The 14,006-nt window shown below is 64.1% G+C and carries 10 protein-coding genes; all 10 read left to right on the top strand.

The window, feature by feature from the left end; all coding sequences use genetic code 11:
• The first annotated feature begins 194 nt into the window (after positions 1–194).
• The 10 genes from PCLY_RS22855 to gabD all read left to right on the top strand — a co-directional run bounded on the left by PCLY_RS22855 (position 195) and on the right by gabD (position 13,936).
• Entirely contained in the window at positions 195–2,600 is a 2,406-nt protein-coding gene (locus PCLY_RS22855) for a PAS domain-containing sensor histidine kinase (protein ID WP_061242625.1), read from the top strand.
• Positions 2,597–3,226, top strand: a complete 630-nt coding sequence (locus tag PCLY_RS22850) for a response regulator (protein WP_061242622.1) — start codon at positions 2,597–2,599, stop codon at positions 3,224–3,226. The genes PCLY_RS22855 and PCLY_RS22850 overlap by 4 nt, the downstream gene beginning before the upstream one ends.
• Before the next feature lie 291 nt (positions 3,227–3,517).
• Entirely contained in the window at positions 3,518–4,615 is a 1,098-nt protein-coding gene (locus PCLY_RS22845) for an ABC transporter ATP-binding protein (RefSeq protein WP_061242620.1), read from the top strand.
• A gap of 53 nt (positions 4,616–4,668) precedes the next feature.
• Positions 4,669–5,700 (top strand): ABC transporter substrate-binding protein, encoded by a 1,032-nt coding sequence (locus tag PCLY_RS22840; RefSeq protein WP_061242618.1) that lies wholly within the window; start codon positions 4,669–4,671, stop codon positions 5,698–5,700.
• Between the two features lie 226 nt (positions 5,701–5,926).
• A complete protein-coding gene (locus PCLY_RS22835; RefSeq protein ID WP_061242615.1) occupies positions 5,927–7,174 on the top strand; it encodes an ABC transporter permease in 1,248 nt (415 codons plus the stop codon).
• Positions 7,175–7,342: 168 nt separating this feature from the next.
• Positions 7,343–8,170 (top strand): ABC transporter permease, encoded by an 828-nt coding sequence (locus PCLY_RS22830; RefSeq protein ID WP_061242613.1) that lies wholly within the window; start codon positions 7,343–7,345, stop codon positions 8,168–8,170.
• Positions 8,171–8,273: 103 nt separating this feature from the next.
• Entirely contained in the window at positions 8,274–9,644 is a 1,371-nt protein-coding gene (locus tag PCLY_RS22825; RefSeq protein ID WP_061242612.1) for a sigma-54 interaction domain-containing protein, read from the top strand.
• A gap of 177 nt (positions 9,645–9,821) precedes the next feature.
• Positions 9,822–10,970: an iron-containing alcohol dehydrogenase gene (locus PCLY_RS22820; RefSeq protein WP_061242609.1), complete on the top strand. Its 1,149-nt coding sequence runs from the start codon at positions 9,822–9,824 to the stop codon at positions 10,968–10,970.
• 80 nt (positions 10,971–11,050) lie between these two features.
• Positions 11,051–12,430 carry a hypothetical protein gene (locus PCLY_RS22815; RefSeq protein ID WP_061242606.1) on the top strand — a complete coding sequence of 460 codons (1,380 nt, stop codon included), beginning with the start codon at positions 11,051–11,053 and terminating at the stop codon, positions 12,428–12,430.
• A 51-nt stretch (positions 12,431–12,481) separates the two neighbouring features.
• A complete protein-coding gene (gene gabD, locus PCLY_RS22810) occupies positions 12,482–13,936 on the top strand; it encodes an NADP-dependent succinate-semialdehyde dehydrogenase (RefSeq protein ID WP_061242604.1) in 1,455 nt (484 codons plus the stop codon).
• Positions 13,937–14,006: the final 70 nt, after the last annotated feature.

Raw genomic sequence — 14,006 nt, 5'->3', positions numbered from 1 at the left:
ATAGCCAAACAAGCGGATTGCACGAGCTGCGGATGAGCATTTTGCCTGGGCTCGCACGCCAGGATGTTATTTAACGCAGTATTGCCAGCGCAGGCAGTTTTTCAACGGCCTGCCAATGCCGAGCCCCGCTTTTGTCAGGGCATTGGCACAAGACTGGAGTAAGGTAGGGGATCGCGTCAGCGGATTCACCGTACATGAAGTCCCTTCTCCATTTCCTCTCCTTCCTGTTGGTACTGGCTACCTCCGGCGTCTGGGCCGAGAGCGCGCGCCTGCCATTGCGTCCGGCTTTCGATGCTGAGCAGCGCGCCTGGCTCAAGGAACATCCACAGTTGCGCGTGGGCCTGATCCAGCAGGCGCCCTGGGTACAGCGCGGGCAGAACCGGCAATTGACCGGCGCCAATGTCGAGCTGATGCAGCGTTTGCTCGAAGGCATGGGCGTCGCCCCCGACTGGCGTGTGTATCCAGACCTGGCGGCGCTGGAGCGGGCCGCCAGCGCCGGCGATGTCGACCTGGCGCCAGGCCTGCAGCAGACGCCCGCCGGCCTGCGTATCTGGCATTACTCCATGCCCTATCTGCGTGTGCCGCATCTGGTGGTTGGCGAGCGCAGTGGCAGTGGCGCGGTGGATCTCGACCAACTGCCGCTGGAGCAGATGGTGGCGTTGCGCACACCGAGCCAGGCGGCCGAATATCTGGCGCGCACCCATAGCAACCTGCGTTTGCGCGCAACGCCTTCGGATCGCGCCGCCTTGCTGCTGGTGCTGAATCAGGAGGTCAGCTATGCGGTGCTCGATGAAGCGAGCCTCAGCCTGCTGCTGCGCGAGTCGCGCTTTTCCAACCTGAGCATCGTCGGGGATATCGGCTTGCCGCAGCTGCTGCGTCTGGCCACGCGCCGCGATCAGCCGCTGTTGTCCGGGATTGTCGACCGGGCCCTGCAAGCACTGCCTGCACGCGAGCTGGAGGAGCTGCGCGACACCTGGATGCCGCTGCGTTATCCGCAATCCACCGACTTCGTCGGCTTCTGGAAGACCCTGGCACTGTTCCTCTGCCTGCTGTTACTGATCATCGGCACGGCGCTGTATCGGCAGCGCCAGCAGACCCGTCTGCTCGAGCGCGGGCTGCTTGGCGCGCGTGGCGAGCTGGATCGTCACCAGCAGGCCGCCGAGGCGCTGCGCCTGAGCCAGTTCTCCATTGACCACAGCACCGTGGGCATTCTCTGGGTCAACTGGGACAGCCACCTGCGGTATGCCAACCGCGCGGCCGAACGCATGCTCGGCTACGCCAGCGGCGAATTGGTGGACAAACCGTTGAGCCAGCTGGAGCCCGGCCTGCACATGGACCGCTGGCTCAACCTGTGGAAGCGCGTGCGTGAGCAGGATGAAGGTTCACCGAGCTTCGAGGTGGACTGTCTGCGCGCCGATGGCAGCCGCATGCCGGCTGACGTCTCGCTGAGTTTTCTGCGCTATCGCCAGGCCGAGTACCTGGTGGTGTTTCTCAGCGATGTCACCGAGCGCCGCCGCGCCCGCGCCGCGCTGGAGGAGAGCGAGGCACGCTTCAAGGGCATCGCTGGCAACGTGCCGGGTCTGGTGTTTCGTCTGGAACGTGCCGGGCCGGGTGCGGTGGTCAATTTCGCCTACATCAGCGAAGCCAGCCAGGAGATGGTCGGCTGGCCGGCCCGCGAGCTGCAGTGTGAGGATCGCGGTATCCGCAGCCTGGTGCACCCGCAGGATCTGAGCAGCTACCTCAACAGCCAGACCCTGGCGCTGCAGGGCGAGAGCGACTGGTACTGGCAGGGGCGCATCCTCACCGCCGAGCAGGAGGTGCTGTGGGCCGATATCCGTACCACCGCGCGCCCGCTGGGCAATGGCCGGGTGGTCTGGGACGGGATTCTCTGGGACATCACCGAGAACAAGCTGGCCGAGCTGGCCCTGGCCGATTCGCGCGGGCGTCTGCGTGAACTGTCGGCGCACCTGGAAAGCGTGCGCGAGGAAGAGAAGGCGCGTATCGCCCGCGAAGTGCATGACGAGCTGGGCCAGGTGCTGACCGTGCTCAAGCTGGAAACCGCCATGTGCGAGCTGGTCTGCGCCGGGCAGATTCCTGAGCTGGACGAGCGCCTGACCAGCATGAAGCGCCTGATCGCCCAGCTCTTCCAGCTGGTGCGCGATGTCGCCACGGCGCTACGCCCGCCGATTCTCGATGCCGGCATTGCCTCGGCCATCGAATGGCAGGTGCGCCGCTTCGAGGAACGCACGCAGATTCCTTGTCTGGTGGAGGTGCCGGAGCACCTGCCGCGTTTGCCCGATGCCCAGGCCATCGGCCTGTTCCGCATCCTCCAGGAGGCGCTGACCAACGTCATGCGTCACGCCGGCGCGCACAGCGTCGAGGTGCGTCTGTGGCAGGAGGGCGGCGCCCTGTGTCTGTCGGTGGCCGACGATGGCAAGGGCTTCGATCCGGCGCTGCGCAAGCCGGGGCAATCCTTCGGCCTGGTCGGCATGCAGGAGCGCATGCTCATGCTCGGTGGCCAGTTGCAGATTGACAGTCAGCCGGGCGAGGGCACTACCCTGTGCGCGCGCATAACCCTGGATGAGGAGAACGCAGCGTGATTCGGGTACTGGTGGCCGAAGACCACACCATCGTGCGGGAAGGCATCAAGCAACTGATTGGCATGGCCCGCGATCTCGAGGTGGCGGGTGAGGCCTGCAATGGCGAGCAACTGCTCGACGTGCTGCGCCGCACACCCTGTGACGTTGTGCTGCTGGATATCTCCATGCCCGGCGTCAACGGTCTGGAAGCCATTCCGCGGATCCGTACGCTGACTGGCGCCCCTGCGATTCTGGTGCTGTCCATGCACGACGAAGCGCAGATGGCGGCGCGCGCGCTCAAGGCCGGCGCCGCCGGCTACGCGACCAAGGACAGCGATCCGGCGCTGCTGATCACGGCGATCCGCAAGGTGGCCAGCGGCGGTCGCTACATCGACCCGGCGCTGGCCGACCGCATGGTCTTCGAGGTCGGCCTGACCGATTCGCGCCCGCCCCACGCGCAACTGTCCGAGCGCGAGTTCTCGGTGTTCGAGCGCCTGGTACGTGGCGAGGGCGTCAACGATATCGCCCTGCACCTGGCGGTGAGTAACAAGACGGTGAGTACGCACAAGGCGCGCCTGATGCAGAAGCTCGGTGCGCATTCGGTGGCCGACCTGGTGCGCTACGCCATGGAGCATCGCCTGGTCTGATCGGGCGCTCCTGCAACACGCGGTTGCATGGCCGGCGTAGGGTGGATGACGCTCTTTTCATCCACCGTTGCGGTACGAGTACATCCGCATCGGTGGACATGAAAAGCGATGTCCACCCTACCCATGGGGTGTCTTCGATAACCGAGCCAATCGCTCGGAATTTGTAGGGCGAGCCCTACACAAGATTCTCCTCGCGCCTGATATCAGCTTGTCATCCCGCCCGATTTTTCAGCCTGTCGCGCCGGCCTACTCTTGGCCATCGGCCTGAGACAAGAACAAGGGTGTGGTGTGATGGCAAACGATGTACTGGTGAGCTTCCGTGGCGTGCAGAAGAGCTATGACGGCGAAACGCTGATCGTCAAAGACCTCAACCTGGATATCCGCAAGGGTGAGTTTCTGACTCTGCTCGGCCCGTCCGGTTCCGGCAAGACCACCAGCCTGATGATGCTGGCCGGGTTCGAGACGCCCACCGCCGGCGAAATCCTCCTCGATGGCCGCTCGCTGAACAAACTGCCGCCGCACAAGCGCGACATCGGCATGGTGTTCCAGAACTACGCGCTGTTCCCGCACATGACCGTGGCGGAGAACCTGGCCTTCCCCTTGAGCGTGCGCGGCATGTCGCGCACCGACATCAGCGAGCGGGTCAAGCGCGCGCTGTCGATGGTGCAGCTCGACAGCTTCCGCAACCGTTATCCGGGCCAGCTCTCCGGTGGTCAGCAGCAGCGTGTGGCCTTGGCCCGCGCGCTGGTGTTCGAGCCGCAGCTGGTGCTGATGGACGAACCCCTCGGTGCGCTGGACAAGCAGTTGCGCGAGCACATGCAGATGGAGATCAAGCATCTGCACCAGAGCCTGGGCGTGACCGTGGTCTACGTGACCCACGATCAGGGCGAGGCGCTGACCATGTCCGACCGCGTGGCGGTGTTCCATCAGGGCGAGATCCAGCAGATCGCCGCGCCGCGCGAGCTATACGAAACCCCGCACAACACCTTCGTCGCCCAGTTCATCGGCGAGAACAACCGCCTGCCTGGCGAGCTGGTCAGCCGCGATGGCGAGCAGTGCGTGGTGCGCCTGGCGCGTGGCGAGGAAATCAAGGCCACGGCGGTCAACGTCGGTGCCGTGGGCGAGCAGGTGAGCCTGTCGATTCGCCCCGAGCGCATTCGCCTGAACGGTCACAGCGAGGCCTGCCCGAATCGTTTCTCCGGGCGCATCGCCGAGTTCATCTACCTGGGCGACCACGTGCGCATTCGCATGGAGGTTTGCGGCCAATCCGATTTCTACGTCAAACAACCGGTGGCCGAGCTCGATCCGGCGCTGACGGTTGGTGACCTGGTTCCGCTCGGCTGGTCTGTCGAGCATGTCCGCGCGCTGGATCCACTCCACGTCGAGTGAGCCTTTCGCGCAGTGCTTCACCTTTACCCCGTAACACAGAGGAGCTGATAAGAATGACGAAATCCCTGAAGCTCGCGGCTTTGGCCTTGGGCGTTAGTTGTGCCATGCCGGCACTGGCGGTGGATCTGACAGCGGTTTCCTTCGGCGGCGCGAACAAGGCGGCGCAGGTCAAGGCGTTCTATGAACCCTTCGAGAAGGACACCGGCAACAAGGTGATCGGCGGCGAATACAACGGTGAAATGGCCAAGGTCAAAGCCATGGTCGACACCCGCAGTGTGAGCTGGGATCTGGTCGAGGTGGAGTCGCCGGAGCTGGCCCGTGGCTGTGACGAGGGCCTGTTCGAGGAGCTCGACCCGGCGCAGTTCGGCGACGAGGCCAACTTTATCGACGGCGCCATCCAGCCGTGCGGCGTGGGCTTCTTCGTCTGGTCCACGGTGCTGGCGTACAACGCCGACAAACTGAGCACGGCACCGACCAGCTGGGCCGACTTCTGGGACGTACAGAAATTCCCGGGCAAGCGCGGTCTGCGCAAGGGCGCCAAGTACACCCTGGAATTTGCCCTGATGGCCGACGGCGTGCCGGTCAAGGACGTGTACAAGGTGCTGGCCACCAAGGAAGGCCAGGATCGCGCGTTCAAGAAGCTCGACGAGCTGAAACCCAATATCCAGTGGTGGGAAGCTGGTGCCCAGCCGCCGCAGTACCTCGCCTCCGGTGACGTGGTCATGAGCTCGGCCTACAACGGCCGTATCGCGGCAGTGCAGGCCGAGAGCAACCTGCAGGTGGTGTGGAACGGCGGCATCTACGACTTCGACTCCTGGGCCATTCCGCGTGGCGCCAAGAACGCCGAAGTGGCCAAGGCGTTCATTGCCTATGCGGTGAAGCCCGAAGCGCAGAAGACCTATTCGGAAAACATCGCCTACGGTCCGGCCAACAAGAAGGCCATCGAGCTGCTGGCGCCGGAACGTCTGAACCTGATGCCGACCACCCCGGAAAACATCGCCAACCAGGTGGCCATCGACGTGACCTTCTGGGCTGACTACGGCGAGCAGCTGGAGCAGCGTTTCAACGCCTGGGCCGCGCGTTAACAGGCTGTTGAAAAACTACCTGCGTTGCCTGGCCGTCGTTAAAAACAGCCTCGCGTGCGAGCCCAGTCAAAATGCTCATTTACAGCACGTAAACTGCGCTTTTTCGGCTGTTTTTTCCTAGGCCAGCCAGCCTCGTCTACGTTTTTCAACGGCCTGCTAAGTCGCCTATCCGGCCCCGCCCTGCGGTGGGGCCGTCTGAATTTCTCTCTTGCTTGCGGAGTTGTCCATGGCCGCCGTACTGCCTGCCAACGATTTGCCCGGGCCGAGCCTGAAGCAGCGACTGGCTCGTGCCGAGCGTTTCAATCGCCTGAAATCCAAGGCGCTGATCCTGCCGCTGTTGCTGTTCCTCCTGCTGACCTTCCTGCTGCCGATCGGCGCGCTGCTGATGCGCAGCGTCGACAACCCGGAAGTGGTTGGCAGCCTGCCGCGCACCGTCGAGGCGATTGCTGCCTGGGATGGCCGTGGTCTGCCGGATGAGGCAGCGTACCGGGCGATTGCCAGCGATATGCTCGAGGCGCGGCGTAACCAGAGCCTGGGCGATCTGTCCAAGCGCCTGAACATGGAGCTGGCGGGCTTTCGCAGCCTGGTCAGCAGCACCGCACGCAAGCTGCCGTTGCGCGAGGAGCCGGCGTCCTACCAGGAAGCCTTCCTCGATATGGACGAGCGCTGGGGCGACCCTGCCTACTGGCAAGTGATCCGCCGTAATGCATCGTCAGTGACGCCGTATTACCTGCTGGCTGCTCTCGATCACCGCATCGACGATCTGGGCGAACTGGCCAAGGCCACGCCGGATCAGGCCATCTATCTGGACATTTTTGCCCGTACCTTCTGGATGAGCCTGGTGATTACCGCCATCTGTCTGGTACTGGCCTATCCGCTGGCTTATCTGCTGGCCAACCTGCCGACACGCTCCGGCAACCTGCTGATGATTCTGGTGCTGCTGCCGTTCTGGACCTCGATTCTGGTGCGGGTTGCCGCCTGGATTGTGCTGTTGCAGTCGGGCGGTCTGATCAACAGCGCGCTGATCTCGCTGGGGATCATCGAGCAGCCGCTGCAACTGGTGTTCAACCGCAGCGGCGTGTATGTGGCCATGGTGCACATCATGCTGCCGTTCATGATTCTGCCGATCTACAGCGTGATGAAGGGTATCTCGCCCAGCTACATGCGTGCGGCGGTGTCGCTCGGTTGTCATCCGTTCGCCAGTTTCTGGCGGGTGTACTTCCCGCAGACCCTGGCCGGTGTTGGCGCCGGTTGCCTGTTGGTGTTCATCCTGTCGATCGGCTACTACATCACCCCGGCGCTGCTGGGCAGCCCGAACGACCAGATGATCAGCTACTTCGTCGCCTTCTACACCAACACCACCATCAACTGGGGCATGGCCACGGCCCTCGGCGGCCTGCTGCTGGCCGCGACCCTGGTGCTCTATGTGGTGTACAGCTGGCTGGTCGGCGCCAGCAAGCTGAGGCTTGGCTAAAAGCGGCCATAGAACACGCCTGCGTAGCAGGCCATCTGATGACCTTCTCCCGCTTGCGGGAGAGGGTGCCCGAAGGGCGGGAGAGGGCGGCTGTTTAGCAAACCCTCTCCCCCAACCCCTCTCCCGCCAGCGGTAGAGGGGAGCTAAAAGCTAAATGGAGTCACAGCCATGCTCAGCCCCTACATGTCACCTGTCGAGCGCCTCTGGTACTACGGCCTGCGCATCTTCTGCGCCTTGGTGCTGCTGTTTCTGATCCTGCCGGTGCTGGTGATCGTGCCGCTGTCGTTCAACTCCGGCACCTTTCTGGTCTACCCGCTGCAGGGCTTCTCGCTGCGCTGGTACGAGGACTTCTTCATGTCCGCCGACTGGATGCGCTCGCTGAAGAACAGCCTGATCATCGCCCCGGCGGCGACGATGCTGGCCATGGGCTTCGGTACGCTGGCGGCCATCGGCCTGACCCGTGGCGAGTTTCGCGGCAAGGCGCTGGTGATGAGCCTGCTGATCTCGCCGATGATCGTCCCGGTGGTGATCATCGGTGTCGCCAGCTACCTGTTCTTCGCGCCGCTGGGCCTGGGCAACAGCTACCTGTCGCTGATTTTGGTGCATGCGGTGCTCGGCGTACCCTTCGTCATCATCACCGTGTCGGCCACGCTGCAGGGTTTCAATCACAACCTGGTGCGCGCTGCCGCCAGCCTCGGTGCCTCGCCGATCACCACCTTCCGCCGCGTGACCTTGCCGCTGATCGCGCCCGGGGTGATTTCCGGCGCGCTGTTCGCCTTCGCCACCTCGTTCGATGAAGTGGTGGTGACCCTGTTCCTCGCCGGTCCGGAGCAGGCCACCCTGCCACGGCAGATGTTCAGCGGCATCCGCGAGAACCTGTCGCCGACCATCGCCGCCGCCGCCACGCTGCTGATCGGTTTTTCGGTGCTGCTGCTGCTGACTCTGGAGTGGCTGCGCGGGCGTAGCGAGAAGCTGCGTACCTCGACGCCGGAATAGATCACCGCAACTGCAAGACCAGGGCCTCGCCGTGAAACCAGCGAGGCCTTGTTCGTTTCTGGGCGTAGAATGTTCCGTTTTACCGGCGTAACAAGGCGGCCAGATGGACTTCGATGATCCCGGTTTTCGCGAGTTGATCGACGCGTTGCATGACGGCCTCTACATCACCGATGCCGACGGCATTACCCTCAAGGTCAACAGCGCCTATGAGCGCCTGACCGGGTTGCGTGCCGAGGACGTGGTCGGCCAGCACATGCAGGCGCTGGTGGAGCAGGGCGTGATCTCGCAGTCGGTGTCCTTGCGCGTGCTCAAGGAAGGCAAGGCGCTGTCGTTGATGCAGAGCGTCAGCCAGGGCAAACGCCTGCTGGTCAGCGGTACGCCGATCTTCGCTGCCGATGGCCGGGTGCGTTATGTGGTCAGCACCGTGCGCGACATGACCGAGCTGCTGCGCATGAAGCATGAACGCGACGAGCTGCAGCAGCTGAAACAGCTGCGCAACAGCACGGCCAAGCTGCATGCCGGGCAGCGTGACGATTTGCTCGATGCCTCGCCGGTTGCCGACAAGCCCGCTTCGGGGCGTGTGTTCATGCAGGCCCGGCAGGTCGCCGGCAGTGATGTGAAGGTGTTGCTGCAAGGGGAAACCGGCGTCGGCAAGACCCTGATCGCCCACTACATCCACAAGAGCAGCCCGCGTGCGGCGCAGCCGTTTCTGGCGCTGAACTGCGGGGCGCTGCCGGAGAACCTGATCGAGGCCGAGCTGTTCGGTTATGTGCCGGGGGCTTTTACCGGCGCCGGCAGCAAGGGCAAGCGCGGTCTGCTCGAACTGGCGCACCAGGGCACGGTATTTCTCGATGAGATCGGCGATCTGCCGCTGGCGTTGCAGGTCAAGCTGCTCAAGGTGATCGAGGAGAGCCGCTTCATTCCGGTCGGTGGGCTGGAGTTGAAGGAGGTGGACGTGCGCATCATTACCGCCACCCATCACGACCTGCGCAAGATGGTCGCCGAGGGCCGTTTCCGCGCCGACCTCTACTACCGGCTCAACGTCGTGCCGATCCACATTCCGGCCTTGCGCGAGCGTCCCGAGGAAATTCAACCGCTGCTGGATTTCTACCTGGCCGAGTTCAACCAGCGCTATGGCCGGGCGCTGAGCTGGGAGCTGGAGGCGCTCGACGCCCTGACCGACTATGCCTGGCCCGGCAACATCCGCGAGTTGATCAATCTGGTCGAGCGCCTGGTGGTCACCAGCAGCGGCGAGCGCATAGAGCTGTTCGACCTGCCGGAGGAGATGCGCGTCACTCGCGGTGATGCCGGTGGCGACGACCTGTTGCCACTGCGCAAACAGGTGGAAAACCTCGAACGGCGTCTTATCCGCCGGGCGCTGATGCAGCACAAGACCACCCGCGAAGCGGCCAAGGTGCTTGGCCTGAGCCAGGCGACACTGGTGCAGAAGATGAAACGCTGGGAACAGGATTGATTGAAAAATGGATCAGATCAGGGTGTTCTGATTGGTTTTCTGATCAAGCGCGGCCCGCAGCGCGCTGTGGCAAATCGACGCAAGCCTTCTGCCACGCCGCTTTCAGCGAGCTGGCACAGGAATGGCTATGGCAAGCCCCGAACCCGTTCAGCATAACAACGCATAAGGGGCCTGCTGATGAGTATTGCCGCATTCAAGATCGCCAATAAGCTGCTGACCGGCCAGGGCGCCGTGGAGCAACTGGCGGTCGAACTGCCTCGACTGAATATCACCAACCCGCTGATCGTCACCGACGCCATCCTGATCAAGTCCGGTACGGTCGATCACGTGCTCAAGCATCTGGGCGAGCGGGCTTATGGCATCTTCGACGGTGTCGAGCCGGAGCCGGAAATCGCCATCGTCGAAGCCTGTGCCAAGGCCTACCGTGACGGCGGCCACGACGGCCTGATCGGCGTGGGCGGTGGCAGCGCCATCGACATCGCCAAGGCCGTGGCCGGTTACGCAGGCCACGACGGTGCGCTGGAAGAGCTGTTCGGCGTCGATCAGGTCAAGCGCAAGGGGCCGCCGCTGATTGCCATTCCGACTACCGCTGGGACCGGTTCGGAAGTGACCAACGTGTCGATTCTGTCGGACAAGCAGGCGCAGCTGAAAAAGGGCATCGTCAGCGATTACCTGCTGCCCGACGTGGCTCTGGTCAGCCCGGTGATGACCCTGACCTGCCCGCGTGGCGTCACCGCTGCCAGTGGCGTCGATGCCCTGGTGCACGCGGTGGAGTCGTACCTGTCGGTCAATGCCTCGCCGATTACCGACGCGCTGGCCATTGGCGCCATCAAGCTGATCGCCAGGGCGCTGCCCAAGGCCTATGCCAACCCGGCGGATCTGGCCGCGCGCGAGGACATGGCCACCGCCAGTCTGATGGGCGGCATGGCCTTCGGTAATGCCGGCGTTGGCGCCGTGCACGCCCTGGCCTATCCGCTGGGCGGGCGCTTCAACATCGCCCACGGGGTCAGCAATGCCTTGCTGCTGCCCTACGTGATGGCCTGGAACAAACTGGCCTGCGTCGAGCGCATGGCCGAGATCGCCGCCGCCCTGGGTGTGCAAACCCATGGTTTGAGCGACAAGGCGGCAGCCGACCTGGCGGTCGAGGCCATGGCCGAGCTGTGCGCCAGCGTCGACATTCCCAAGGGCATGCGCAGCTTCGGCGTGCCCGAGGACGCCATCCCGGCGATGGCCGAAGAGGCCAGCAAGATCGACCGCCTGATGCGCAACAATCCGCGTCGCCTGACTGCCGGCGACATCGAGCAGATCTACCGCGCGGCCTACTGATTTCTCTGCAACAACCGATGGACAGCCCCGCTCATGCCGGGGCTCGCTGCTTACAACTCTAATAAAGCTGGGTGACTCAAATGTCCGAACTGCATCAACAAGAACTGGGTGTGGAAGCCCCTTACTGGCCGTTGGGGCCATTCAAGGTGCGTCTGCCGTTCATTCATTACCGCTTCGAAGCCTCCGACTACATGCAGGGCCTGCTCATGTGTGCGGTGGACCTGGCGGCTATCCCGCTGATGACCGAATTTCTCGGCATGCCCTTCGAGGTAGCGCTGGCGGTGGTCATGCTCAACGGCCTGCTGTATCTGACCCACCACCTGCTCGGCGACCCGGTGGTGCCGGGCTGGATCACCCCGGCGATTCCGCTGCTGATGGCCTACTGCAGCCAGTTCCCGGAGGGGCAGGAGCGCATCCATGCATTGATTGCCTTCCAGTTGATGCTGGGGGCGTTCTCCATCGGACTGGGAGTGACGGGCATGGCGCGCAAGGTGGTGTCGCTGGTGCCCTCGGCGCTCAAGGCCGGCATCATCATGGGTGCCGGCCTCAGTGCGGTGGTGACGGTGTTCAAGGAGGGCGGTCGCTTCGACATCTTCCCCTGGACCATCTCCATCGCCGTCGGTATCGCCTTCTACCTGGTGTTCTCCATGCACTTCCAGGAGCTGAAGAAGCGCAGCCGCTTCTGGTGGAACTTCGCCAAGCTGGGCATCTTCCCGATCATCCTGCTGGCCGTGGTGGTTGCACCGATCTTCGGTGAGGCGCCGTGGCCGAGCATCGAGTGGGGCATCAGCAAGCCGGACTTCGCCACCCTGTGGCGTGAGTACACCGTGTTCGGCCTCGGCATGCCGCCGCTCATGATGTTCGTCACCGCCATTCCCACCGTGCTGGCCGCCTATCTGGTGGTGTTCGGCGATGTGCTCGGCGCCAGGGCGATTCTCTCCGAGGCCGATCATGTGCGCAGTGACGAGAAGGTCGACTTCAACCCCAACCGCTCGCACATGATCTTCGGGGGGCGTAACGCTTTCATGAGCATCTTCGGCCCGGACGTGGCCATGTGCGGCCCGCAGTGGTCGGCCATGCAAGTGGTGATCACCGAGCGCTTCAAGGGCGGCGCCAAGGCGATGAAGTCCATCTACGGTGGTGTCGGCTGGTTCCGCTGGGGCACCAACACCGGCTTGCTGCTGTTGCCGGTGGTAACCCTGTTGCAGCCGATTCTCGGTGTGGCGCTGGCGCTGACCCTGCTGATCCAGGGCTATGTCAGCGTACGCCTGGGCATCATGGAGGCGCGCAGCCAGCGCGACCTGGGCATCGCCGGGGTGATTGGTGCGGTGTTGGCGATCAAGGGCGCCGGCTGGGCCTTCGCCATTGGCGTCGGCCTGTGTGCGCTGATCTACGGCGCGCGGATGTTCCGTGGCGAGAACGACCAGACCTTCACCAAGGATCTGCCGCCGGCTGAGTGATTCTTTCGAGTTGAGCAGCCGGAGGCGCTCCTTCGGCTGTAGGAGTTGTACATGAAACTGATCGACCCCGATTTGTTGCGCCATCAGGCCTATGTCGACGGCCAGTGGTGCGACGCGCCTGACGGCAGCGTCACGGAAATCTTCAACCCGGCCAATGGTCAATCCCTGGGCTGTGTGCCGAACATGGGCGCGGCCGAAACCCGCCGCGCCATCAACGCAGCCCAGGCCGCGCAGCCGGCCTGGCGTGCGCTGACCGCCAAGGAGCGCGCCACGCGTTTGCGCACCTGGTACGAGCTGATGCTCGCCCATCAGGAAGACCTGGCGCAGATCATGACCGCCGAGCAGGGCAAGCCGCTGACCGAGGCGCGGGGCGAGGTGCTGTATGCCGCGTCCTTCATCGAGTGGTTCGCCGAGGAGGGCAAGCGGGTCTATGGCGACACCATTCCCGGTCATCAGCCGGACAAGCGCCTGATCGTGACCAAGGAACCGGTGGGTGTGACAGCAGCGATCACCCCCTGGAATTTCCCGGCGGCGATGATCACCCGCAAGGCCGGCCCGGCATTGGCCGCCGGCTGCGCCATGGTGCTCAAACCGGCGCCGCAGACGCCGTTCAGCGCGCTGGCGCTGGCCGTGCTGGCCGAGCGCGCCGGCATTCCTGCCGGGCTGTTCAGCGTACTGCCGGCCGATGCCGAGCGTTCTCGTGAGGTCGGCTCCGAGCTGTGCGCCAACCCCATCGTGCGCAAGCTGTCCTTCACCGGCTCCACTGGCGTCGGCATCAAGCTGATGGAGCAGTGTGCGCCGACGCTGAAGAAGCTGTCCCTGGAGCTGGGTGGCAATGCGCCGTTCATCGTCTTCGACGACGCTGACCTGGACGCGGCGGTCGAGGGCGCCATGGTCGCCAAGTACCGCAATGCCGGGCAGACCTGCGTCTGCGCCAACCGCATCTACGTGCAGGACGGCGTGTACGACGTCTTCGCCGAGAAGCTGGCGGCGGCGGTGGCCAGGTTGAAGGTCGGGCAGGGCAGCGAAGCGGGCGTGACCACCGGCCCGCTGATCGACGCCAATGCCGTGGCCAAGGTGCAGGCGCATCTGGCCGATGCGCTGGATAAAGGCGCCAAGGTGCTGCAGGGCGGCCAGGCGCTGGGCGGCAACTTCTTCGAACCCACCGTGCTGATCGACGTGACGGCGGACATGTGTGTGGCGCGTGAGGAAACCTTCGGCCCGCTGGCGCCGCTGTTTCGCTTCAGTGACGAAGCCGAGGTGGTGCGCCAGGCCAACGACACCGAGTTCGGCCTGGCTGGCTACTTATATACCCGCGATCTGGGCCGCGCCTTTCGCGTCGGCGAGGCGCTGGAATACGGCATGGTCGGCATCAACACCGGGTTGATCTCCAACGAAGTGGCGCCGTTTGGCGGCATGAAGGCCTCGGGGCTGGGCCGCGAGGGCTCCAAGTACGGGCTGGATGAGTACCTGGAGATCAAATACCTCTGTCTCGGCGGTATCTGAGGCCGCAGGCTCACGGTGGGAGGGGCTTTGGCCGCGACTGCTATCGGCACTAGCCGCCAACGCTCGCCGC

This window comes from Ectopseudomonas composti (genome assembly GCF_001567565.1).
Lineage (GTDB): Bacteria > Pseudomonadota > Gammaproteobacteria > Pseudomonadales > Pseudomonadaceae > Aquipseudomonas > Aquipseudomonas composti_A.
The sequence above is the reverse complement of the archived record's forward strand: the minus strand, read 5'-3'. Positions and strand labels throughout refer to the sequence as shown.

What these genes read in the sequence shown, in the direction of transcription:
- PCLY_RS22855 (WP_061242625.1), top strand. Translation starts at nt 195, where the DNA reads ATGAAGTCCCTTCTCCATTTCCTCTCCTTCCTGTTGGTACTGGCTACC.
- PCLY_RS22845 (WP_061242620.1), top strand. Translation starts at nt 3,518, where the DNA reads ATGGCAAACGATGTACTGGTGAGCTTCCGTGGCGTGCAGAAGAGCTAT.
- PCLY_RS22840 (WP_061242618.1), top strand. Translation starts at nt 4,669, where the DNA reads ATGACGAAATCCCTGAAGCTCGCGGCTTTGGCCTTGGGCGTTAGTTGT.
- PCLY_RS22835 (WP_061242615.1), top strand. Translation starts at nt 5,927, where the DNA reads ATGGCCGCCGTACTGCCTGCCAACGATTTGCCCGGGCCGAGCCTGAAG.
- PCLY_RS22830 (WP_061242613.1), top strand. Translation starts at nt 7,343, where the DNA reads ATGCTCAGCCCCTACATGTCACCTGTCGAGCGCCTCTGGTACTACGGC.
- PCLY_RS22825 (WP_061242612.1), top strand. Translation starts at nt 8,274, where the DNA reads ATGGACTTCGATGATCCCGGTTTTCGCGAGTTGATCGACGCGTTGCAT.
- PCLY_RS22820 (WP_061242609.1), top strand. Translation starts at nt 9,822, where the DNA reads ATGAGTATTGCCGCATTCAAGATCGCCAATAAGCTGCTGACCGGCCAG.
- PCLY_RS22815 (WP_061242606.1), top strand. Translation starts at nt 11,051, where the DNA reads ATGTCCGAACTGCATCAACAAGAACTGGGTGTGGAAGCCCCTTACTGG.
- gabD (WP_061242604.1), top strand. Translation starts at nt 12,482, where the DNA reads ATGAAACTGATCGACCCCGATTTGTTGCGCCATCAGGCCTATGTCGAC.